This is a genomic window from Pseudomonas sp. NPDC098747 (genome assembly GCF_044760045.1).
Classification (GTDB): Bacteria; Pseudomonadota; Gammaproteobacteria; order Pseudomonadales; family Pseudomonadaceae; genus Aquipseudomonas.
In genome coordinates, this window is the sequence record NZ_JBIWAL010000007.1 from 156,385 (window position 1) to 179,255 (window position 22,871).

Sequence of the window (22,871 nt, forward strand, 5' to 3'; positions counted from 1 at the left end):
ACACCGTTCATGAGTAGTTTCAAGATTGGCGACCGTCTGATCGGTGCCGACGCGCCGCCGTTCATCATTGCCGAGATGAGCGGCAACCATAACCAGTCGCTGGACGTCGCCCTGCAAATCGTCGAAGCCGCCGCCAAGGCAGGCGCGCACGCCTTGAAGCTGCAAACCTACACCGCCCAGACCATGACTCTGGATCTGGCGGAGGGCGAGTTCTTCATCAAGGACCCGGGCAGCCTGTGGGCCGGCACCTCTTTGTATGACTTGTACGAGCAGGCCCACACACCGTGGGAATGGCATGCGCCGATCTTCGCCCGCGCCAAGGAACTGGGGATGCTCGCGTTCTCGACTCCGTTCGACGACACCGCCGTGGATTTCCTCGAAAGCCTCGACGTGCCGGCGTACAAAATCGCCAGTTTCGAAAACACCGATCTGCCGTTGATCCGTCGTGTTGCCGCCACTGGCAAACCGCTGATCATCTCCACCGGCATGGCCAGCATCGCCGAACTCGATGAAACCGTGCGCGCCGCCCGTGAGGCCGGTTGCAAGGATCTGGTGCTACTCAAGTGCACCAGCACTTATCCGGCGACTCCGGCAAACAGCAATGTGCGAACGATCCCGCATCTGCGTGAATTGTTCGGTTGCGAGGTGGGGCTGTCCGATCACTCGATGGGTGTTGGCGTCTCGGTAGCGGCCGTGGCGCTCGGTGCGACGGTGGTGGAAAAGCACTTCACCCTCGACCGTTCGGCGGGCGGGGTTGATGCCAGTTTCTCGCTGGAGCCGGCCGAGATGGCCAGTCTGGTGCTGGAAACCGAACGTGCCTGGCAGGCGTTGGGCAGGGTGCAATACGGCGCTACCGAAGCCGAACTCAAGTCGGTGGTTTATCGCCGCTCGCTGTACGTGACCGCCGACATGGCCGTCGGTGAGCCCTTTACGCGGGACAACCTGCGCGCCATTCGCCCCGGCCTCGGTCTGCCGCCCAAGCACACCGATGCTGTCCTCGGGCGCTGCGCTCGCGCGCCGATCAAGCGCGGTACGCCGCTGGATTGGTCGCTGGTCGAATAACCCAATCTGTAGTGGATTCGGCAAAATAGCGTGACCTGCGAGTCATAACGCGCATCTTCACTGTATTGTATTGATCGGGGAGATGGCGCCTGGCCCGTTTTCGGTTCCAGTGATAGCCCTTTGCGCTCCCCTTGGTTGCCCGTCGTGGCAACCATTTTCTGTTTGTCGGCGCCCCTCGAATCCTTGCGAGCGGTGGTCTTGGGCTGTTTTTTATTGGGAAGCCGTAATGATTGGCATAAAAAGCATTGCGAGCTACGTTCCTGTAGCCGGCGTGGACAATTACGCACAAGGTGCAAAATTCGAGAAGGATGAAGACTTCATCCTTGGCAAGATTGGCTCGGCGTTCCTGCCTCGCAAAGATGCTGAACAGGAAACTTCCGATCTGTGCGTGGAAGCGGCCAATGCGCTGTTTGCCAGCAACCCTGAACTGAAGCGTGAATCGATCGATGCCTTGATCGTCGTCACCCAGAACGGTGATGAAGAAGGCCTGCCACACACCGCAGCTATCGTGCAGGACAAGCTCGGTTTGCCGACCACTGTCGCCGCGTTCGATATTTCCCTGGGCTGCTCCGGTTACGTCTACGGCATCTACGCGATCAAGGGCTTCATGGAAGCCGCAGGCCTGAAGAACGGCCTGCTGATTACCGCTGACCCGTATTCGAAAATCGTTGACCCGGAAGATCGCAACACCACCATGCTGTTCGGTGATGCCGCCACTGCAACCTGGATGGGTGAGGATCCGACCTGGGCGCTGGGTAAGGCCAAGTTCGGCACCGACGGTTCCGGCGCGCCACACCTGAAAGTCACCGATGGCGTGTTCTTCATGAACGGTCGTCAGGTGTTCAACTTCGCGCTGCTCAAAGTCCCGGCGCACTTGCACGAGTTGCTTGATGATTCTGGCCTCAAGGCTGATGACATCGATGCGTTCTGCATTCACCAGGGCAGTGCGGCGATTGTCGATGCCGTGGCGCGGCGCTTTGAAGGCGAGCCTGAGAAGTTCATCAAGGACATGGTCGAGACTGGCAACACCGTGTCGTCGAGTATTCCGCTGCTATTGGAAAAACACGTACTCGATTCCGCCTGGCAGCGCGTTGCGCTCAGTGGTTTCGGTGTCGGTCTGTCGTGGGGCTCGGCGATCATCTTTCGCCCCTGAGCCTGATTAAAAACGGCGGATACAAAAATAGCGTTCAAGGTTAACCTTGAACGCTATTTTTTTGCCTGAAACGGAGCGCGAGGCGCCATGAGCGAGTTTTTCCAAGCCAACGCCGAAGTCCTTCAGCGGCGCTGGCCGGTGCTGTTCGAACGCTTGATGGCCGAAGACAGTGCGGCGGTTCAAGCCGACTTGATTCAGGGGCTGGGCTCGACCCTGAGCGTCAATGGCGTTCAACTCACCAGTCGCCATGACCGCAATCATGAAGCCCGTGTTCAGGCAGCCAGCCTGGTGGATAAAGCGCAATTGCATGTCTACGGCACCGGCCTCGGCGATTTGCCTGCGGTGTTGCTGGAGCGCGCCGGACTTGAGCGGTTGTACGTGCATATCCTCAATGGCGCGTTGTTTGCGCTGGTCGTGCAGTTGCTCGATCAGCGTCAGTGGCTGGAGGATCCGCGCGTGGAGCTGTTTTACGCCGGTGATCTGTCTGACATCTGCACGCCGTTTTTTGCCCTGCCGACCGAGATGCTGCTGGCCGATGACTTCAACGCAAAGATCCGTGATCGACTGGTCAGTGAAGTGCACCTGACTTTCAACAATCGTGAATTCGATCCGCAGTCGCCGGTCATTCAGCAGCGCTTGCAAGATTGCTTACCGGTGTTGCTCGGCGATGACGATGTGGCGCAACTGTTCGGCACTTGCACCGACCGAGAGGTCTACGTGATTGCCACAGGGCCGACCCTGGAGGGGCATTTCGAGCGGTTGGCAGCGCTGCGTCAGCAAGCGGATCGGCCATTGTTCATCTGTGTCGACACGGCCTATCGGCCGCTACGTGAACACGGGATCGCGCCTGATCTGGTGGTGAGCATTGATCAGCTCATCAGCTTCCGTCATCTGCCATTTGAAGAGTCCGAAGGTATTCCTCTGGTGTACCTGCCCATGAGCGATCCCGAGGTTTTGCGCGCCTGGAAGGGCAAGCGCTACGGCGGCTATTCCGCAAGCCCGGTTTATGCCGCATTGCGCGAGGCATATCCGCGAGGCGAACTGCATGTCGGCGGCAGTGTGATTCACCCGGCGGTAGACTTGGCCGTGAAACTGGGCGCGACGCGCATCACCCTGTTCGGCGCCGACTTCGCCTTCCCGATGAACAAGACCCATGCTGGCTGGAATGACGGTGAGCTTGGGCCGAGTGTGCATCAGGCACGGCATTGGGTGCGTGACGGGAATGGCCAGCGCGTCAGCACCCAACTCAACTTTCGCGGCTATTTATGCGTTCTCGAACGCTATATCGCCGCCCATCCCCAAGTTGAGTTTTTCAATAGCAGCAGAGCGGGCGCGCTAATTGCCGGGACGCGGTTCAATCAGGAGTTTGTGCAATGACGGTGATGGCGCAATGCATCAATGAGTGCCGTCAGTGCGCGGGCCTGTTTCGAATGGGACGTGATGTCGAGGCAGCGCTAAACATGGTCGACGTCTTTGAGAGTGCGCAGCGATTGCTGCAGTTCGCGCCTGCGGATACCCGGCAGGTGTGGGCACAGTTGCTGACGCAAATGCTCGATTGTCAGGAGCGCCAGGATTGGTTGGGGCTCGCCGACTATATGGAGTACGAACTGATCGAACTGCTGCAAACGGTGCCGGCCTGAAGGCGGGCAACCGCGCTGGCCCGCAGGTTTGCGCAGTGGTCGGTTTAATGGCGTCATTTTTTCGAAAGTGAGGGGCGGCTAAGCCTTTGTTTTCTCTGGGGTGGCAGGGTGATGGCAAATATTTTTTAAAAAGCCCTCAAGCAACCTGCATTCCCGACGATAACTATTACGAAGGTTCTCTAGGCCATACCCGGCGGTTGCCAGGGCCGGAAGCCGCAGTACCCAACCAACGAGGAATTCGTCATGGCTTTAACAGTAAACACCAACACCACATCGTTGAACGTTCAGAAAAACCTGAACAAAGCTTCTGACGCTCTGTCGACTTCGATGCAGCGCCTGTCTTCCGGCCTGAAAATCAACAGCGCTAAAGACGACGCCGCTGGCCTGCAGATCTCCACCCGTATGCAATCGCAAATCCGCGGTGGCAACCAGGCTATCCAGAACGCCAACGACGGTATCTCCGTTGCCCAGACCGCTGAAGGCGCTCTGCAAGCGACTACCGACATCCTGCAGCGTATGCGTGAACTGGCTGTTAAAGCACGTACCGGCACCAACGGCACTGCTGACCAGAAAGCAACCAACCTTGAATTCGCCGACATGTCCGACGAAATCAGCCGTATCGCTGCTTCCACCAACCTGAACGGCAAAAACCTGCTGGACGGTTCGGCTGGTACTGTGACTCTGCAAGTTGGCGCAAACACCGGTACTGCCAACCACATCGACCTGGTACTGAGCTCCAAGTTCGACGCCGTGAGCCTGTCCGTAGACAAAGGCACTCTGGCTCTGACCGGTGCTGACGTTGCAACCGCTGGTACCAACATCGACAACGCTATCACTGCAATCGACGCTGCTATCGCTGCGATCGGTGATACCCGTGCCAGCCTGGGTGCTTCGCAAAACCGTCTGACCAGCACCATCTCCAACCTGCAGAACATCGTTGAAAACACCACTGCTGCACAGGGTCGTGTACAAGACACCGACTTCGCCGCAGAAACTGCTAACCTGACCAAGCAGCAAACTCTGCAGCAGGCTTCGACCTCCGTTCTGGCTCAAGCCAACCAACTGCCTTCCGCTGTACTGAAACTGCTTCAGTAATTTCGGAACAAGTTTGGGCGGGGGAGTGCGCTAGTCGTGCTCTCTCGCCTTTTTACGTCAGGAGGTGATGAGCATGGACATGAGCGTCAAGCTTAACCTGTCTTATCCGGCTCCCAAGCCAGTAACGCCGGTTGCTGACAAACCGTCAGAGACGCCTGAAGTTACCAAGGCTCAAGCTCCGGTCGCTGCCAAGAGTCAGGATACGGACGATGCCAAGTTGAAACTGGCAGTGCAGGAGATCGAGAAGTTTGTTCAATCGATCAAGCGCAATCTGGAGTTCTCTATCGATGAGCATTCCGGGAAGGTCATCGTCAAGGTGATCGCAAGCGAGACGGGTGAAATCGTTCGACAGATTCCCTCCGCAGAAGCCCTCAAGCTGGCAGACAGCCTCGCCAACGCAAGTCACGTGTTGTTCGACGCCAAGGCCTGATAGCTGGCATGAATAATGTTTGTACGTTCTCAAGATGCGTGTAACGGTCAAAAGAATGGCAACAATCTGAAGGGAGATGCACATGGCAAGTCCAATTCTACCGGGTTCCGGACTGGGTTCCGGCCTGGACATCGGGGCGATCGTTACTGCGCTGGTCAATGCCGACAAGGCACCCAAGCAGACGCAAATCGATACCGCGACCAAAGCCAACACACTGAAGATTTCCGGTGTCGGTTCGTTGAAAAGCGCGCTGACCGCGTTCCAGACGGCGATGAACAATCTGGGTAGCAAGACCAATCCTGCGTTTGCCGGCTTCACTGCGACTTCGGCCAATACCGCCGTTCTGAACGCCACCGCCGATAGCACCGCGGTTTCGGGTAATTACAGCGTTGTCGTGAACCAGCTGGCCACCGGCTCGAAAATCGCCAGTGCCTCCTTCGCCGGCGGCGCCGCCAGTGCCATTCCGACTGGTACCTTGAAAATCAGTCAGAATGGCACTGATTACAACGTCGACATCCCGGCCAACGCCACTTTGCAGACCACCCGTGACGCCATCAACAAGGCTCAGGGCGCCAACGGCATCTCCGCCAACATTGTGACCGACAGCACCGGTGCTTCGCGTCTGGTGATCAGTTCGAACAAGACCGGCGAAGGCTCTGACCTCACCGTTAGCGGTATTGCCGGTCTGGAAATCGATGGCACCCAGCCGCTGGGGTCTAACCCTGCACCAGGTGCTGCGGGCGCCGTCAACGGCGTCGCACAAAATGCCAAGTTGACCATCGACGGCCTTCAGGTCACCAGCAAGAGCAACACGGTGACCGGTGCAATCAGTGGCCTGACCCTGAATCTGACAACGGTCAGCGCTGGCGCGCCAGCGGCGGGCACCCCGACTGTTATTGGCGTGGATGCCAACACCAAGGGGCTGCAGGCATCGATTCAGTCGTTTGTCGACGCTTACAACACGTTGAAAACTACCATCGATACCTTGTCCAAGGCGACGCCGGACGAAGATGGCAAGCTGACCGTGCAAGCGGCGTTCACTGGCGATGCGATGCCGCGCTCGCTGATTGCCAGCGTTCGTGCCGAGTTGACGGCAACGGGTGCTGGCGGTCCGTTGGCCGTACTGTCCCAACTGGGTGTGATGACCGACCGCAACACCGGTAACCTGAAGTTTGATACCGCCGCCTTCACCAAGACCATGGATCAGCCAGGCATGACGGGTCAGGTCCAGCAATTGTTCACGGGTACCGACGACACCAATGGTCTGTTGGCGCGTATGAGCAAAGCGGTGGATCCGTACCTCAATCCGCCAGCGAATGATAAACTCGGCACCAGTTTGCTTGATCAGCGCATGGCCATCCTCACCAAGAACACACGCAGCCTGACCAACCAGCAAGTGGCGTTGGACGTGCGTGTCGCCAACCTGACCAAGGTGTTGACTGCCAAATACAACGCCATGGACTTGCTGGTAGGGCAGATGAAGGCCACAGCCAGCAACATCACGTCATTCTTTAGCACGCTGAACGCTCAGCAATCCGCGAAGTAACACGCAAACACGACAAAAACCCGGCTACGCTTTATCGGCGTGCGCCGGGTTTTTGTCTTTTTGATCTAAAGTTCTGTGATTCGTTGGCGATACACTGGTTATACGAGTCATTGTGGCAATGAGGTAGAGCATGAATCCAATGTTAGCCCTTCGGCAATATCAGAAAGTCGGCGCACACGCGCAGACGTCCGAAGCGAGCCCGCACCGTCTGGTGCAAATGTTGATGGAAGGTGGCCTGGAGCGCATCGCTCAGGCCAAAGGCGCCATCGAACGCAAGGATATTTCTGCCAAGTGCACAGCCATCAGCAAGGCCGTTGGCATCATCGGCGGCCTGTGTGAAGGCTTGGATCTGGAGAACAGTGCCGATTCGGTGGGTGAGCTCAACCAGCTTTACATCTACATGATGAAGCGACTCGCTGAGGCCAACGTCAAGAGTGATCCGCGTATTCTCGACGAAGTTGCCGGTCTGCTGCGCACCGTAAAGGAAGGCTGGGACGGCATCGCTCCATCAGGCCCCCAGTTTTAAGGAGATCACCATGAGTCTTGTATTGCAGCGAATTGCCGATACCCGTGAAGCGTTGGTCGGTGCCTTGGCCGAGCGCAATTGGGAGGCCATTGGCGAGTTGGATCTGGCTTGCCGTTCCTGCATGGAAGACGTCTTGAGTGAGGCTTCGATGGATGAGGTCGCGTTGCGCGACAACCTTGAGGAGTTGCTCCACGTCTACAAAGAGCTTCTTGAGGTGGCCATGGGTGAGCGGCAGGCGATAGCCAACGAGATGTCGCAGATCACCCAAGCGCAGAAGGCGGCAAAGGTTTACCATCTGTTTGGCTAATTAACCTCCAGTTAATCCAAACATGTGCGCCATAAATTTGACTGTGCACGGTTTTTTGACTTAACTAGTGGCTGTTTTCAGATTTCAGGCGTCTACAGGCACATGGTGTCCTGCAAGCGTCTCGCTTGCCCCATTTTTCGGGCATTGAGTTGACTAGGGAAGTTGCTATTGCATGTGGCGTGAAACCAAAATTCTGCTGATCGATGACGATAGCGTTCGCCGCCGCGACCTGGCGGTGATTCTAAATTTTCTCGGCGAAGAAAATTTACCCTGCGGCAGCCATGACTGGCAGCAGGCAGTCGGCTCTTTGTCGTCTAGTCGTGAGGTCATTTGCGTACTGATCGGGACTGTAAATGCTCCTGGTGCGCTTTTGGGCTTGTTAAAGACACTCTCAACCTGGGATGAGTTCCTTCCGGTTTTGTTGATGGGCGATAATTCTTCCGTTGACTTGCCTGAAGACCAGCGTCGCCGAGTGCTTTCGACCCTTGAAATGCCGCCCAGCTACAGCAAATTGCTCGACTCCCTGCACCGTGCCCAGGTCTATCGCGAGATGTACGACCAGGCCCGAGAGCGCGGCCGTCATCGCGAACCCAATCTGTTCCGCAGCCTCGTCGGTACTAGCCGGGCGATTCAGCACGTGCGTCAGATGATGCAGCAAGTGGCCGACACCGATGCCAGCGTGCTGATCCTCGGCGAGTCCGGCACCGGCAAGGAAGTGGTTGCGCGCAACCTGCATTACCACTCCAAGCGCCGCGACGGGCCATTCGTACCCGTCAACTGCGGGGCGATCCCGGCCGAGTTGCTGGAAAGTGAATTGTTCGGCCACGAGAAGGGCGCCTTCACTGGCGCCATCACCAGTCGTGCCGGTCGCTTCGAACTGGCCAACGGCGGTACGCTGTTCCTCGACGAAATTGGCGATATGCCGCTGCCGATGCAGGTCAAACTGCTGCGCGTGCTGCAAGAGCGTACCTTCGAACGCGTGGGCAGCAACAAGACCCAGAGCGTCGACGTGCGCATCATCGCCGCGACCCACAAGAATCTCGAAAGCATGATCGAGATCGGCACATTCCGCGAAGACCTCTACTATCGTCTGAACGTGTTCCCGATCGAGATGGCGCCGCTGCGTGAGCGTGTCGAAGACATCCCGCTGCTGATGAACGAACTGATCTCGCGCATGGAGCACGAAAAGCGCGGTTCGATCCGTTTCAACTCGGCGGCGATCATGTCGCTGTGCCGTCACGGCTGGCCGGGCAACGTCCGCGAACTGGCCAACCTGGTGGAGCGCATGGCGATCATGCATCCGTACGGGGTGATTGGCGTGGTCGAGTTGCCGAAGAAATTCCGCTACGTCGACGACGAAGACGAGCAATTGGTCGACAGCCTGCGCAGCGATCTCGAAGAGCGCGTGGCCATCAACGGCCATACGCCGGACTTCACCGCCAACGCCATGTTGCCGCCCGAAGGTCTGGACCTGAAGGACTATCTCGGTGGTCTTGAGCAAGGCCTGATTCAACAGGCGCTGGACGATGCCAATGGCATTGTGGCGCGTGCGGCAGAGCGCTTGCGTATTCGTCGTACCACGCTGGTGGAGAAGATGCGCAAGTACGGCATGAGCCGGCGCGATGGCGACGAACAGGCAGATGATTGACGCCTGTTTTTCAACTCCTTCATTTATAAGCAGTTTTTTTTAGGCACGGGTATTGCTACATCCCTCGCAACGTTCCGTTTAACTGACGGTCAGCCAAGCGAGAGAGCACAATGCCCCAAGTCGCCCAGATCTCTTCTGCCTCCAATCCCGAGGGGCAACCCTCGTCCGTAGAGCAGACAAGCCGCCAGGGTCTTGAGCAGGCATTCGAGCTGTTCAACCAGATGTCGAGTCAGCTGACTGATTCCTACAGCATGCTGGAAGCACGGGTCACCGAGCTCAAGGGTGAGCTGGCCGTGGTCAGTGCCCAGCGCATGCAGGAACTGGCGGAAAAAGAACGTCTGGCCAACCGTCTGCAAAACCTCCTTGATCTGTTGCCCGGTGGCGTCATCGTGATTGACGGTCACGGCATCGTGCGCGAAGCCAATCCTGCCGCCATCGACTTGCTCGCTCTGCCGCTGGAGGGCGAGTTGTGGCGCCATGTCATCGCCCGCTGCTTCGCCCCGCGTGAAGACGACGGTCACGAAATTTCCTTGAAAAACGGTCGGCGCCTGTCGATTTCCACGCGCTCGCTGGATGCTGAGCCTGGGCAATTGGTGTTGCTCAACGACCTGACAGAAACCCGTCATCTGCAAGATCAACTGGCGCGGCACGAACGGCTGTCGTCGCTGGGACGAATGGTTGCTTCGCTGGCTCATCAGATCCGCACGCCGTTGTCTGCCGCTTTGCTCTACGCCAGTCATTTGACTGAGCAGGAGCTGCCGGTCGCCACCCAGCAACGTTTCGCCGGGCGTCTCAAAGAGCGGCTGCACGAACTGGAGCATCAGGTGCGCGACATGCTGGTCTTCGCTCGCGGCGAATTGCCGCTGACTGATCGCCTCACGCCCAATGCCTTGATGCAGGCGCTGCAAGCTGCGGCGCTGACCCACGTACAGGATCTGCCGATTCGCTGGCAGTGCGACAGCCATGCCGGCGAGTTGCTGTGCAATCGTGACACGTTGGTCGGAGCGCTTTTGAATCTGATCGAAAACGCGATCCAGGCCAGCGCCGGCGAGGTGCGCTTGAAGGTGCATTGCTACACCCGCGACAACACCCTGCGTCTATGTGTCAGCGATACCGGCAGCGGGATCGAACCTGCGGTGCTGGCGCGGCTCGGCGAGCCTTTTTTTACGACCAAAGTTACCGGCACCGGCCTGGGCCTGACCGTGGTCAAAGCAGTGGCGCGAGCACATCAGGGAGAATTGCAGCTGCGTTCGCGAGTCGGGCGCGGCACGTGCGCGCAGGTGAGCCTGCCGCTGTTTTGCGCTGTACACGGAGCTGAGTAAAAGACATGGGCATCAAGGTTTTGCTGGTCGAAGATGACCGTTCTTTGCGCGAAGCGCTGGCCGACACGTTGCTGTTGGCCGGCCATGATTATCACGCGGTCGGCAGCGCTGAAGAGGCGTTGACGGCGGTGGCGCGCGAAGCGTTCAGTCTGGTGGTCAGCGACGTCAACATGCCCGGTATGGATGGTCATCAATTGCTCTCGCTGCTGCGTGCGCGTCAGCCGCAGTTGCCGGTGTTACTGATGACTGCCCACGGTGCCGTCGAGCGCGCCGTCGATGCAATGCGTCAAGGTGCTGCGGATTATCTGGTCAAGCCGTTCGAGCCCAAGGCCTTGCTCGATCTGGTGTCGCGACATGCGCTGGGCAGCATCGGTGCAACGGATGTCGAAGGCCCGATTGCAGTCGAGCCGGCCAGTGCTCAGCTTCTCGAGCTGTCGGCGCGAGTTGCCCGCAGTGATTCCACGGTGTTGATCTCCGGCGAGTCCGGTACCGGCAAGGAAGTGCTGGCGCGCTACATTCATCAGCAATCCCATCGCGCCGCTCAACCGTTCATTGCAATCAACTGCGCCGCGATCCCCGACAACATGCTCGAGGCCACGCTGTTCGGTCACGAGAAAGGCTCGTTCACCGGCGCCATTGCTGCGCAGCCCGGCAAGTTCGAACAGGCTGATGGCGGCACCATTCTGCTCGACGAAATTTCCGAAATGCCCCTCGGCCTGCAGGCCAAACTGCTGCGAGTGTTGCAAGAGCGTGAAGTCGAACGGGTCGGTGGGCGCAAACCAATTACCTTGGATATCCGTGTGGTCGCCACGACCAATCGGGATCTGGCCGCAGAAGTGGCGGCGGGGCGCTTTCGTGAAGACCTTTTCTACCGTCTATCGGTTTTCCCCCTGGCGTGGCGTCCACTTCGCGAGCGCACTGCCGATATCTTGCCGCTGGCTGAGCGGTTGCTGGCCAAACACGTCAATAAAATGAAGCATGCCGCGGCGAAACTTTCGCCTGAGGCGCAAGCATGCCTGACCGCGTACCCATGGCCGGGCAATGTGCGTGAGCTGGATAACGCGATTCAGCGTGCGTTGATCCTGCAGCAGGGGGGCGTGATCCAGCCGCAGGATTTCTGTCTGGCGGGGCCAGCGATGTTTGCTGCATTGCCTGTGTCAGCACCGACGCCCGCAGTGATTCGTGAAATCGAAATCGATGCGGATTCGGCCGGTGCCTTGGGTGATGACCTGCGCCGCCGGGAGTTTCAGATGATCATCGACACCCTGCGCAGCGAGCGCGGCCGACGCAAGGAAGCGGCGGAAAAACTTGGCATCAGCCCGCGCACCCTGCGCTACAAGCTGGCGCAAATGCGTGATGCGGGGATGGACGTCGAAGGTTATCTGTTCGCCACTTGATCGCTGGCGCAATGTTTGAACACGCTTTTCTGAAAGGGCCGGCCTTGAGCTGGCACCCTTGTTGCTAATACCTGTGAACCCGCCGAGTGAGTGTCAAAAAATTGCGGGCCGCCCAAGAGAGTAGACCATGAGCCAAGGTATTGAATTCAATCGATTGATGATGGACATGAAGGCTATGAAAATAGACGCCATGTCTGCGCCCAAATCGACTGCCGCTGTCCCTGAACTGGCGGGCAGCAGTTTTTCCGACATGCTCGGTCAGGCGATCAACAAAGTCAGCGGTACCCAGCAGGCGTCGACTCAGTTGGCCAACGCATTTGAGGTGGGCAAAAGCGGCGTCGATCTGACGGACGTGATGATCGCTTCGCAAAAAGCCAGCGTGTCGTTCCAGGCTCTGACCCAGGTGCGCAACAAACTGGTTCAGGCTTACCAAGACATCATGCAGATGCCGGTTTAAGGACGAGATTGAGTCATGGCAGAAGCAGTCGCCGATAACGTTCCGGCCAAGGCCACCCCGATAGACGGCAAACCGCCGCTGTTCGGCTTGTCCTTCCTGGAAAACCTCTCCCAGATGACCGTGCTGCGTCAGGTGGGCCTGTTGGTCGGCCTGGCTGCGAGCGTGGCGATCGGCTTTGCCGTGGTGCTGTGGTCGCAGCAGCCGGATTACCGTCCGTTGTACGGCAGCCTTGCCGGTCTGGACGCCAAACAGGTCATGGAAACCCTGGCCGCAGCAGACATTCCTTACACCGTCGAACCGAACTCCGGTGCCTTGCTGGTCAAGGCCGATGACTTGTCCCGTGCGCGGCTCAAGCTCGCAGCCGCTGGTGTCACTCCCAGCGACGGCAACATCGGTTTTGAAATCCTCGACAAGGAACAGGGGCTGGGCACCAGCCAGTTCATGGAAGCGACACGTTATCGTCGCGGCCTCGAAGGTGAACTGGCGCGAACCATCTCCAGCCTGAACAACGTCAAGGGTGCCCGCGTGCACCTGGCGATCCCGAAGAGTTCGGTGTTCGTGCGTGATGAGCGCAAGCCGAGCGCTTCGGTTCTGGTGGAGCTGTACTCCGGTCGTTCGCTGGAGCCCGGTCAGGTAGTGGCGATCATCAATCTGGTGGCGACTTCCGTTCCAGAATTGAGCAAATCGCAGATCACCGTCGTCGACCAGAAGGGCAATCTGCTCTCTGATCAGGCGGAAAACTCCGAAATGACCATGGCCGGCAAGCAGTTCGATTACAGCCGCCGCATGGAAAGCATGCTGACCCAGCGCGTACACAATATTCTGCAACCTGTACTGGGCAACGATCGCTACAAGGCTGAAGTCTCGGCCGATATCGATTTCAATGCTGTCGAGTCCACTGCCGAACAGTTCAACCCGGATCAACCGGCGTTGCGCAGCGAGCAGTCGGTGAACGAACAACGCACCGCCAGCAATGGCCCGCAAGGTGTGCCGGGTGCCTTGAGCAACCAGCCACCGTCGCCGGCTTCGGCGCCGCAAACCACTGCGGGTGCAGCCGCTCCGGCCGCCATGGTGCAGCCAGGTCAGCCATTGGTTGACGCCAACGGCCAGCAGATCATGGACCCGGCCACCGGTCAGCCGATGCTCGCGCCATACCCGGCAGACAAGCGTCAACAGTCCACCAAGAACTTCGAGCTTGATCGTTCCATCAGCCACACCAAACAGCAGCAGGGTCGCCTGAATCGCCTGTCGGTGTCTGTGGTAGTCGACGATCAGGTCAAGGTCAACGCGGCCAACGGTGAAACCACCCGCGCGCCGTGGACCGCCGACGAATTGGGGCGCTTCACGCGTCTGGTGCAGGACGCGGTCGGCTTCGATGCCAGCCGTGGCGACAGCGTCAGCGTGATCAACATGCCGTTCTCCGCCGAACGCGGTGAAGTGATTGCCGAAATTCCGTTCTACTCCCAGCCATGGTTCTGGGACATCGTCAAACAAGTGCTGGGTGTGTTGTTCATCCTGGTGCTGGTGTTTGGTGTGCTGCGTCCGGTGCTCAACAACATCACCGGCGGCGGCAAAGGCAAGGAGCTGGCCGGTTTGGGCAGCGACGTGGAACTCGGTGGCATGGGCGGCCTGGACGGCGAACTTTCCAACGACCGCGTGAGCCTCGGTGGCCCGCAGAGCATTCTGTTGCCGAGCCCGAGCGAGGGTTATGACGCGCAACTGAATGCAATCAAGAGCCTGGTGGCTGAAGATCCGGGTCGTGTGGCTCAGGTCGTGAAAGAGTGGATTAACGCAGATGAGTGATAACCGAGCCGCAATCGCTAAACTGACCAAGGTCGACAAAGCCGCGATTCTGCTGCTGTCCCTTGGCTCGACCGATGCTGCGCAAGTGCTGCGCCACATGGGCCCGAAAGAGGTTCAGCGAGTGGGTGTGGCCATGGCCCAGATGGGCAACGTCCATCGTGAGCAAGTCGAACAGGTCATGAGCGAGTTCGTCGACATCGTCGGCGACCAGACCAGCCTGGGCGTCGGTTCCGACGACTACGTACGCAAAATGCTCACCCAGGCATTGGGCGAAGACAAGGCCAACGGCCTGATCGACCGCATCCTGCTCGGTGGCAACACCAGCGGTCTCGACAGCCTGAAATGGATGGAACCGCGCGCCGTTGCCGACGTGATCCGTTACGAACACCCGCAGATTCAAGCGATCGTGGTCGCGTACCTCGACCCGGATCAGGCCGGTGAAGTGCTCGGCAATTTCGACCACAAGGTGCGTCTGGACATCATCCTGCGCGTCTCGTCGTTGAACACCGTGCAACCGGCGGCATTGAAAGAACTCAACCAGATTCTCGAGAAGCAGTTCTCCGGCAACTCGAATGCCTCGCGCACCACCCTGGGTGGCATCAAGCGCGCGGCCGACATCATGAACTTCCTCGACAGCTCGATCGAAGGCCAGCTCATGGACTCGATCCGCGAAGTCGACGAAGACCTGTCCGGTCAGATCGAAGACCTCATGTTCGTGTTCAACAACCTCGCCGATGTCGACGACCGCGGTATTCAGGCGCTATTGCGCGAAGTGTCCTCCGACGTGTTGGTACTGGCCCTCAAGGGTTCGGACGAAGGCGTCAAAGAGAAGATCTTCAAGAACATGTCCAAACGTGCCGCCGAACTGCTGCGCGACGACCTCGAGGCCAAAGGCCCGGTGCGCGTCAGCGACGTCGAAACCGCGCAGAAGGAAATCCTCACCATCGCCCGCCGTATGGCCGAAGCCGGAGAAATCGTGCTCGGTGGCAAGGGTGGCGAGGAAATGATCTAAGCCCATGGACAAGCACGACGACGATGTGACGGATCTGATCCGTGCCCGCGATGTCCGCGGTTTCGAGTCCTGGGCGTTGCCAAGCTTCGATCCGCCAAAACCGGAACCTGAGCCGGCGCCCGAGCCTGAACCGCCGGAAATGGAAGAAGTGCCGCTGGAAGAAGTCCAGCCGCTGACCTTGGAAGAACTCGAAAGCATCCGTCAGGAGGCTTATAACGAAGGCTTCGCGACCGGCGAAAAAGAAGGTTTTCACAGCACCACGCTGAAGGTGCGCCAAGAGGCCGAAGTGGCTTTGGCAGCGAAACTGGCCAGCCTTGAGCAATTGATGGCGAACCTGTTCGAGCCCATCGCCGAGCAAGATACGCAGATCGAAAAATCACTGGTCGACCTCGTTCAGCACATCACCAAGCAGGTGATCAAGCGCGAGCTGGCCATCGACTCGAGCCAGATCGAACACGTCATGCGCGACGCCCTCAAGCTGTTGCCGCTGGGTGTCGACAATGTCCGTCTGTTCGTCAATCCGCAGGACTTCGAACAGGCCAAAGCCTTGCGCGAACGTCACGAAGAAACCTGGCGCATTGTCGAGGACGAAGCGCTGATGCCGGGCGGTTGTCGGGTTGAAACGGCGCACAGCCGCATCGATGCAAGCATTGAATCGCGTGTGACGCAGGTCATGGACAAACTGTTCGATCAGTTGCACGAACAGGCCCTGCACCCGGCCGAGCCGGACTTGAGCCTGGACATCGCCGAAGACGTCAAACCGGCGACTGCCCCAGACGAGCCGCTCGCGGACGACCCTGATGCGCCTTGAACGCACCAGTTTCGCCAAGCGCCTGAGCACTTACGCCGAGGCCACCGAAATTGCCGGCGCGCCGATTCTTGAAGGTCGCCTGCTGCGCATGGTCGGCCTCACGCTGGAAGCCGAAGGCCTGCGCGCCGCCATGGGCACGCGCTGCCTGGTGATCAACGATGACAGCTACCATCCTTCGCAGGTGGAAGCGGAAGTCATGGGCTTCTCCGGTAGCAAAGTCTTTCTGATGCCGGTCGGCAGCGTTGCCGGTATCGCGCCGGGCGCCCGCGTGGTGCCTTTGGCCGATACAGGCCGTTTGCCGATGGGCATGAGCATGCTCGGTCGTGTGCTCGATGGCGCCGGTCGTGCGCTGGACGGCAAGGGCGGCATGAAAGCCGAAGACTGGGTGCCGATGGACGGCCCGACGATCAACCCGCTCAACCGTGACCCGATCAGCGTACCGCTGGACGTCGGCATCCGTTGTATCAATGGTTTGCTGACGGTCGGTCGTGGCCAGCGTCTGGGTTTGTTCGCCGGTACCGGTGTCGGTAAATCGGTGTTGCTGGGCATGATGACCCGCTTCACCGAGGCCGACATTATCGTCGTCGGCCTGATCGGTGAGCGGGGTCGCGAGGTCAAGGAATTCATCGAGCACAGCCTCGGCGAAGAAGGCCTCAAGCGTTCGGTGGTCGTCGCGTCGCCTGCGGACGACGCACCATTGATGCGTTTGCGCGCGGCGATGTACTGCACCCGGATCGCCGAGTATTTTCGCGACAAGGGCAAGAACGTCCTGTTGCTGATGGATTCGCTGACCCGTTTCGCCCAGGCCCAGCGGGAAATCGCCTTGGCCATCGGCGAACCGCCAGCGACCAAGGGTTATCCGCCGTCGGTGTTTGCCAAACTGCCGAAACTGGTGGAACGCGCCGGTAATGCGGAGAAGGGCGGGGGTTCGATCACCGCGTTCTACACCGTATTGTCCGAAGGCGACGACCAGCAGGATCCGATTGCCGACTCGGCGCGGGGCGTGCTCGATGGGCACATCGTGCTGTCACGGCGTCTGGCCGAGGAAGGGCACTATCCGGCCATCGATATCGAAGCGTCGATCAGCCGGGTAATGCCGGCGGTGGTCTCGGCGGAACACATGCAGCGCGCGCAATATTTCAAGCAGCTGTGGTCGCGTTATCAGCAGAGTCGCGACTTGATCAGCGTCGGTGCCTACGTCGCCGGTGGCGACCGCGAGACCGACCTGGCGATTTCCCTGCAAGCGCAGTTGGTCAGGTACCAGCGTCAAGGCCTGAACGACAAAATCAACATGGGCGAAAGCCAGGCGTATCTCGAAACCCTGTTCGCCCCTGCGGCGGGCGGGTAACCGTTTATGGCCGTCAGCCGAGCCGCGCGCCTGGCGCCGGTGGTGGACATGGCCGAACAGGCCGAGAAAACCGCCGTGCAGCGCCTGGGTTACTTTCAGGGCCAGGTCAAGGTTGCTGAAAGCAAACTCGCCGACCTGAACGCCTTTCGTCTGGATTACTCCGAGCAGTGGATCGTACGCGGCAGCACGGGCGTGAGCGGGCAATGGCTGCTCGGGTTTCAGGGGTTTCTCGCGCAACTCGATACCGCCGTTGATCAACAGCGCCAGAGCCTGGTTTGGCACCAGAACAATCTCGAGAAGGCGCGTGACGAATGGCAGCAGGCGTTCGCCAAGGTCGAAGGCCTGCGCAAGCTGGTGCAGCGTTACCGAGAAGAGGCGCAACGCCTTGAAGACAAGCGCGAGCAGAAGTTGCTGGATGAGTTGTCCCAGCGCCTACCCCGTCACGATCCTTTTTAAGCACCTTGCCCCAACCCCTCTCAGGTGCTAAACCTTGTACACGTTCGTCAATGACAAGGAAGCCAGTCAATGTCAGTCGTTACAGCAGTCTCGCAGGATGGGAAAAAACTGACGATTTCGGTCAAGGGGCGCTTCGATTTCGGGAAGCATCAGGAGTTTCGCAACTCCTACGAGAGAGTCGAGCCAAAACCGAATTCCTACGAACTTAATCTGAAAGAAACCACCTACCTCGACAGCTCCGCTCTCGGGATGCTGCTGCTTTTGCGTGATCATGCCGGCGGCGACGAATCAAATATTCGCGTCGTCAACTCTAACTCCGACGTGCGCAAGATCCTCGCTATCTCCAACTTCGACAAACTCTTCGACATCAGTTGACGGCCATGCAGGCACAAGAGCCGCTGACGATCCTGATCGCCGAAGACAGTGCCGCCGACCGGTTGCTGCTGTCGACCATCGTCCGCCGTCAGGGCCATGAAGTGTTGACGGCGGCCAATGGTAGCGAAGCCGTCGATATCTTTCGTCGCCAGCTCCCCAGTCTGGTGTTGATGGACGCGATGATGCCGGTGATGGACGGCTTCGAAGCCGCGCGGCAAATCAAGGCGCTGGCCGGTGAAACCCTGGTGCCGATCATCTTTCTGACCTCGCTTACTGAAAGTGAAGCGCTGGCGCGCTGTCTGGAGGCTGGCGGTGACGACTTTCTGGCGAAGCCCTACAACCAGGTGATACTCGCCGCCAAAATCAAGGCGATGGATCGTTTGCGTCGCTTGCAGGCCACGGTGCTGCATCAGCGCGACCTGATCGCCAAACATCACGACTACCTGCTCAACGAACAACGCGTCGCCAAAGCGGTATTCGACAAGGTCGCGCACTCGGGTTGCTTGAGTGCGCCCAATATCCGTTATCTGCAATCGCCCTACGCGCTGTTCAACGGCGATCTGTTACTTGCCGCCTATACGCCGGCGGGCGATATGCATGTGCTGCTCGGCGATTTTACCGGGCACGGCTTACCGGCCGCAGTAGGGGCGATGCCCTTGGCGGAAGTGTTTTATGGCATGACAGCCAAGGGTTACGGCTTGTCCGAAACCCTGCGCGAAATGAACGCCAAGCTCAAACGCATTTTGCCGGTAGACATGTTTTGCTGCGCGACGCTGCTGTGCCTGAGTTTTCAACGGTGCTCGGTCGAGGTGTGGAACGGCGGCATGCCTGATGGCTATCTGCACCGTATCGACAGCGGCGAACGTGTACCGTTGAGCGCACGGCATCTGCCGCTGGGTGTGCTCAGCCCGCAGGCATTTGATGACTGTACGCAAGTACATCCGATGGCCGTCGGTGACCGGGTGTTTCTGTTGTCCGACGGGGTGATCGACACCAGTGACGCCAACGATCAACTGTTCGGCGTCGAGCGTTTACAGCAAGTCTTTGCCGCCAATCGCGAGCCGGATCGGCTGTTCGAGGATATCGAGCGGGCGCTGCGCGATTTTCGCGGCGAGGCTCGCGACGATGTGAGCATGGTCGAGGTCAGCCTGCTGGACCCGGCGCGGGTTCAACCGACGGTGCCGGTGTATTCCGACAGCGGCCAATCGAGCCCTTTGGACTGGTCGGTGAGCTTCGAATTTCGTGGCACCACGCTCAAGCGTTACAACCCGTTGCCCTACCTTTTGCAGTTGCTTTTGGAAGTGCATGGGCTGCGCACGCAAAGCGGCGCGTTGTATAGCGTGCTCGCCGAGTTGTATTCCAATGCGCTGGAGCACGGGGTGTTGGGGCTCGATTCCAGTCTCAAACGCGATGCCGCAGGATTTGCCCTCTATTATGAACAGCGCAACGCGCGTCTTGAGGCCCTGCAGGACGGCTATGTGCGTGTGCAGTTGCAGGTCAGGCCGCAAGGAGCGGGCGGTTGTCTGGTCATTCGTGTCGACGACAGCGGCAAAGGCTTTGATGTTGCGCGGGTGATGGAGCGACCGCTGGACGGTGTCCGTTTGTCGGGGCGTGGTGTCAGCGTAGTCCGTCAATTGGGGCACAACGCCAGTTGGTCGGACGAAGGTCGTAGTGCCCACGTGGAGTTTTTCTGGGAGGTTGAGGCATAATCGGCGCAATTCTTGATCAAGGAGTGAACAAGTGGCAGATAAACAAGTTGATCGCGAGGTACTGGATACCTTGCGCGAAGTGATGGAAGGCGGTTATCCGGACCTGCTGGATACCTTCCTGAGCGATTCCGAAAGCCGTTTGCATGAGCTGCAAAAGACTGCTGATGCCAAGGTTTTATCGGACGTTGCTCACAGCTTCAAGGGCAGCGCCAGCAATATGGGTGCTGTTCGACTGGCAGCGCTGTGCCAAGAGCTTGAATCCGACGCAAAAAACAAGACCCCGGCAGAAAACGTCAAACTGGTGGCTGAAATCAGCGGCGAGTTTGCTGATGTGCGTCCTGTTTACGAAAACGAGCTCAAGCACGTAACCCTTCATTGAATCCTGCCGTCCGGCGCTTTTCGCAAGTGCCTGGCCAACCTGGCCCGGCACTTGCTAATAACTCCGTAACTGTACCTACGATCCCAGTGCAGCGGAGACCGTTTCATGCCTGCGACCCCCAATATTCTTCTTCAAAGCGCTGCCCAGGCCAAGGCTCAAGCCGCCTCTGCCAAAACGTCGGCAGTGGCCGCAGACGCCGGGGACAAGGCTTCAAGCTTCGCTCAAGTGTTCGCCGACCAGGGCGCGAGCAAGCCTGCCGTCTCTGCTGACAATTCGGTGAAAGCGACACGCGACAAGGTGGCGGATACCAGCGGCAAAAAGGACGTCGGCACCGATCAGTCTGCCGCTCCCGAGCCGACGGTTGCCGATAGCGGCAAGGCGTTGCCTGCTGATCAAACGGCAACGAGCGACGACAAGGCTGCCAGCGACGAAACCGTTGATACCGCGCAGACTCCGGTGGCCGACGCCGCTGTGGTTGACCCAGCGCTGGATCCAGCGTTGGCTGCCGTCGTGCAGCCGACCGTGACGGCGCCCGTGGTAGCGGCTCCGGTGGTAGACGCGGCCACCCCGGCGAAAGCCGAAACCCCGGCAGTGGCCGTGCTGCCGAGTGTGGTCAAAGACCCGGCGGTCAGCGCCGACAGTGATTTCGATCCTTCGGCCGACCCGCTCGACTCGCTACCTGCCGTGCGTATGGCGATGGAGCAGGGCGGTCATATTTCCGCCGCCAGCCAAGCGCAGCCGAAAGCTGCGCCTGCGCAGGCTCAGGCCGACGGTGAATTGACCTCGGCTCAAAATTTTGCTGCGGGCATGGCGAGCATGCTCGACGTGCAGACCGGCAAGGACAGCACCAGCCAGGGCGGCGAAAAAGCCTTCAGCGGCCTGCTCGATGACGGCCTCAAAGACCTCAAGTCTGCCACCAGCGATACCCGCGTCGATGACTTCGCCAACCGACTGGCGGCGTTGACCCAGGCCGCTACGCCGAAGACCGCGAACGCTGTGCCGGTCAATCAACCGATTGCCATGCATCAGAGTGGCTGGACCGAAGAAGTGGTCAACCGCGTCATGTATCTGTCGAGCGTCAATCTGAAGGCGGCCGACATTCAGTTGCAGCCAGCCGAATTGGGTCGTCTGGATATCCGCGTGAACATGGTTCCTGACCAGCAGACCCAGGTGACGTTCATGAGCGCGCACCCGAGTGTGCGTGAAGCGCTCGATGGGCAGATGCATCGCCTGCGTGAGATGTTCAACCAGCAGGGCATGGGGCAGGTCGACGTCAACGTGTCCGACCAGAACCGTGGCTGGCAGGGCCAGCAAGGTCAGGAGCAGGCGCAACAAGGCCAGAGCGGTCGCACCAGCACTGACGGTGGACGCCTTGATTCGGCGGATGAAGAATTGGCGGCTGCCGCTGTTGCTGAAGCAGCCGTTCAAACCACCAGCGTAATTGGCAGCAGCGCTGTCGACTATTACGCGTGATTGATCAAGAGCCCCTCACCCTAGCCCTCTCCCGGCGGGAGAGGGGACTGATCGGGGGATGTTCAGGCTGTTCGCCGACCTGATCGTTCTGCACTGAATCCGTTCGACGGTTGCCGACCTTTTGCGCTGAATCCTTTTGGCGTTCGCCGACCTGACTGTTTTTGCCCCGAATTCATAATCGACTCGGTATTTCAGGTCGACGTTTGACGCAAGACAACTCGGTCGGCCCCCTCTCCCTCCGGGAGAGGGCTGGGGTGAGGGTGGCTTCTGACTTTCGCTTGTCTCTGCGACCTCCGACACTTCTGGCATAACACTTGCTCTTGCCTTGCCGTGCGACTGTGAAAACCCGAATAGTGACGGATTATTGGCATGGCGAAGAGCGAAACAGCAGCAGTAAAAGACCCCGCAACCAAAGGCAAACTCAAGCTGATCATAGTGATCGTGCTGGCGTTGTTGTTGGCCATTGGTGCGTCCGTGGGGGCGACCTGGTTCTTCATGCACAGCGCTCAGAGCAAGCCTGCCGATGCCGCCGAAGCTGCGCCGGTCGGCAAGCAGCCGGCGATTTTCGAGCCGATGGCGCCAGCCTTTGTCGCCAACTACAACCAGAACGGCCGTCAGCGCTACATGCAGGTGAGCATCACCATGCTGGCGCGTAACCAGGCCGATCTGGAAGCGCTGAAAGTGCACATGCCGGTGATCCGCAACAACCTGGTGATGCTCTTCTCCGGTCAGGACTTCGCAACATTGGCGACCCCGGTCGGCCAGGAAATGTTACGCCAGAAGGCCACGGCCAGCGTGCAGGAAGTGGCGCAGAAAGAGCTGGGCAAAGTGGTGATCGAACAGTTGCTTTTCACTAATTTCGTACTGCAGTAGGAACACGACATGGCCGGGCAGGATCTGCTGTCCCAGGAGGAAATCGCTG

General features: G+C 59.1%; 23 protein-coding genes. All 23 read left to right on the forward strand.

Translation table 11 applies throughout. From position 1 onward, the window contains the following. The first annotated feature begins 9 nt into the window (after positions 1–9). The 23 genes from pseI (at position 10) to fliL (ending at position 22,822) form a co-directional block, all read left to right on the forward strand. Positions 10–1,062, forward strand: a complete 1,053-nt coding sequence (pseI, locus tag ACIQVE_RS06885) for a pseudaminic acid synthase (protein WP_402805939.1) — start codon at positions 10–12, stop codon at positions 1,060–1,062. A gap of 226 nt (positions 1,063–1,288) precedes the next feature. Further along, positions 1,289–2,215: a ketoacyl-ACP synthase III gene (locus ACIQVE_RS06890; protein WP_402805941.1), complete on the forward strand. Its 927-nt coding sequence runs from the start codon at positions 1,289–1,291 to the stop codon at positions 2,213–2,215. 87 nt (positions 2,216–2,302) lie between these two features. Beyond that, a complete protein-coding gene (locus ACIQVE_RS06895; protein ID WP_402805944.1) occupies positions 2,303–3,592 on the forward strand; it encodes a motility associated factor glycosyltransferase family protein in 1,290 nt (429 codons plus the stop codon). Next, the gene (locus tag ACIQVE_RS06900; protein WP_402805946.1) at positions 3,589–3,855 is read left to right on the forward strand and encodes a hypothetical protein; all 267 of its coding nucleotides are present in this window, start codon (positions 3,589–3,591) and stop codon (positions 3,853–3,855) included. The genes ACIQVE_RS06895 and ACIQVE_RS06900 overlap by 4 nt, the downstream gene beginning before the upstream one ends. A 243-nt stretch (positions 3,856–4,098) precedes the next feature. Beyond that, positions 4,099–4,950: a flagellin domain-containing protein gene (locus ACIQVE_RS06905; protein WP_402805949.1), complete on the forward strand. Its 852-nt coding sequence runs from the start codon at positions 4,099–4,101 to the stop codon at positions 4,948–4,950. A gap of 73 nt (positions 4,951–5,023) precedes the next feature. After that, entirely contained in the window at positions 5,024–5,380 is a 357-nt protein-coding gene (locus ACIQVE_RS06910; protein ID WP_402805952.1) for a flagellar protein FlaG, read from the forward strand. An 82-nt stretch (positions 5,381–5,462) separates the two neighbouring features. After that, positions 5,463–6,926 carry a flagellar filament capping protein FliD gene (gene fliD / locus ACIQVE_RS06915; RefSeq protein WP_402805955.1) on the forward strand — a complete coding sequence of 488 codons (1,464 nt, stop codon included), beginning with the start codon at positions 5,463–5,465 and terminating at the stop codon, positions 6,924–6,926. A 130-nt stretch (positions 6,927–7,056) separates the two neighbouring features. Further along, complete coding sequence (gene fliS / locus ACIQVE_RS06920; RefSeq protein ID WP_402805958.1) at positions 7,057–7,452, forward strand: flagellar export chaperone FliS; 396 nt, start codon at positions 7,057–7,059, stop codon at positions 7,450–7,452. Between the two features lie 10 nt (positions 7,453–7,462). Beyond that, a complete protein-coding gene (locus ACIQVE_RS06925; protein ID WP_402805961.1) occupies positions 7,463–7,759 on the forward strand; it encodes a flagellar protein FliT in 297 nt (98 codons plus the stop codon). A 172-nt stretch (positions 7,760–7,931) separates the two neighbouring features. After that, positions 7,932–9,407: a sigma-54 dependent transcriptional regulator gene (locus ACIQVE_RS06930; protein ID WP_402805964.1), complete on the forward strand. Its 1,476-nt coding sequence runs from the start codon at positions 7,932–7,934 to the stop codon at positions 9,405–9,407. 110 nt (positions 9,408–9,517) lie between these two features. Continuing rightward, complete coding sequence (locus ACIQVE_RS06935; RefSeq protein ID WP_402805967.1) at positions 9,518–10,729, forward strand: sensor histidine kinase; 1,212 nt, start codon at positions 9,518–9,520, stop codon at positions 10,727–10,729. A gap of 5 nt (positions 10,730–10,734) precedes the next feature. Then, positions 10,735–12,126 (forward strand): sigma-54-dependent transcriptional regulator, encoded by a 1,392-nt coding sequence (locus ACIQVE_RS06940; RefSeq protein ID WP_402805970.1) that lies wholly within the window; start codon positions 10,735–10,737, stop codon positions 12,124–12,126. A 127-nt stretch (positions 12,127–12,253) separates the two neighbouring features. Beyond that, positions 12,254–12,583 carry a flagellar hook-basal body complex protein FliE gene (gene fliE, locus ACIQVE_RS06945; protein WP_402805973.1) on the forward strand — a complete coding sequence of 110 codons (330 nt, stop codon included), beginning with the start codon at positions 12,254–12,256 and terminating at the stop codon, positions 12,581–12,583. Between the two features lie 15 nt (positions 12,584–12,598). Continuing rightward, on the forward strand, positions 12,599–14,386 hold the full coding sequence (fliF, locus tag ACIQVE_RS06950) for a flagellar basal-body MS-ring/collar protein FliF (protein ID WP_402805976.1): 1,788 nt from the start codon (positions 12,599–12,601) through the stop codon (positions 14,384–14,386). After that, a complete protein-coding gene (fliG, locus tag ACIQVE_RS06955; protein ID WP_402805978.1) occupies positions 14,379–15,398 on the forward strand; it encodes a flagellar motor switch protein FliG in 1,020 nt (339 codons plus the stop codon). Before fliF ends, fliG begins: the two co-directional genes overlap by 8 nt. 4 nt (positions 15,399–15,402) lie before the next feature. Next, entirely contained in the window at positions 15,403–16,209 is an 807-nt protein-coding gene (fliH, locus tag ACIQVE_RS06960) for a flagellar assembly protein FliH (protein WP_402805981.1), read from the forward strand. Next, positions 16,199–17,557, forward strand: coding sequence for a flagellar protein export ATPase FliI (gene fliI / locus ACIQVE_RS06965; RefSeq protein WP_402805984.1), 1,359 nt, complete (start codon positions 16,199–16,201; stop codon positions 17,555–17,557). The genes fliH and fliI overlap by 11 nt, the downstream gene beginning before the upstream one ends. A gap of 6 nt (positions 17,558–17,563) precedes the next feature. Then, complete coding sequence (gene fliJ, locus ACIQVE_RS06970; protein ID WP_402805987.1) at positions 17,564–18,013, forward strand: flagellar export protein FliJ; 450 nt, start codon at positions 17,564–17,566, stop codon at positions 18,011–18,013. A gap of 69 nt (positions 18,014–18,082) precedes the next feature. Then, positions 18,083–18,388, forward strand: coding sequence for an STAS domain-containing protein (locus ACIQVE_RS06975; protein ID WP_402805990.1), 306 nt, complete (start codon positions 18,083–18,085; stop codon positions 18,386–18,388). Between the two features lie 5 nt (positions 18,389–18,393). Further along, positions 18,394–20,097, forward strand: a complete 1,704-nt coding sequence (locus ACIQVE_RS06980) for a SpoIIE family protein phosphatase (protein ID WP_402805993.1) — start codon at positions 18,394–18,396, stop codon at positions 20,095–20,097. Between the two features lie 31 nt (positions 20,098–20,128). After that, positions 20,129–20,476 (forward strand): Hpt domain-containing protein, encoded by a 348-nt coding sequence (locus ACIQVE_RS06985; protein ID WP_402805995.1) that lies wholly within the window; start codon positions 20,129–20,131, stop codon positions 20,474–20,476. A gap of 105 nt (positions 20,477–20,581) precedes the next feature. After that, positions 20,582–21,949 (forward strand): flagellar hook-length control protein FliK, encoded by a 1,368-nt coding sequence (locus ACIQVE_RS06990; protein ID WP_402805998.1) that lies wholly within the window; start codon positions 20,582–20,584, stop codon positions 21,947–21,949. A 369-nt stretch (positions 21,950–22,318) separates the two neighbouring features. Next, on the forward strand, positions 22,319–22,822 hold the full coding sequence (gene fliL / locus ACIQVE_RS06995; RefSeq protein ID WP_150602913.1) for a flagellar basal body-associated protein FliL: 504 nt from the start codon (positions 22,319–22,321) through the stop codon (positions 22,820–22,822). Positions 22,823–22,871 lie beyond the last annotated feature (49 nt).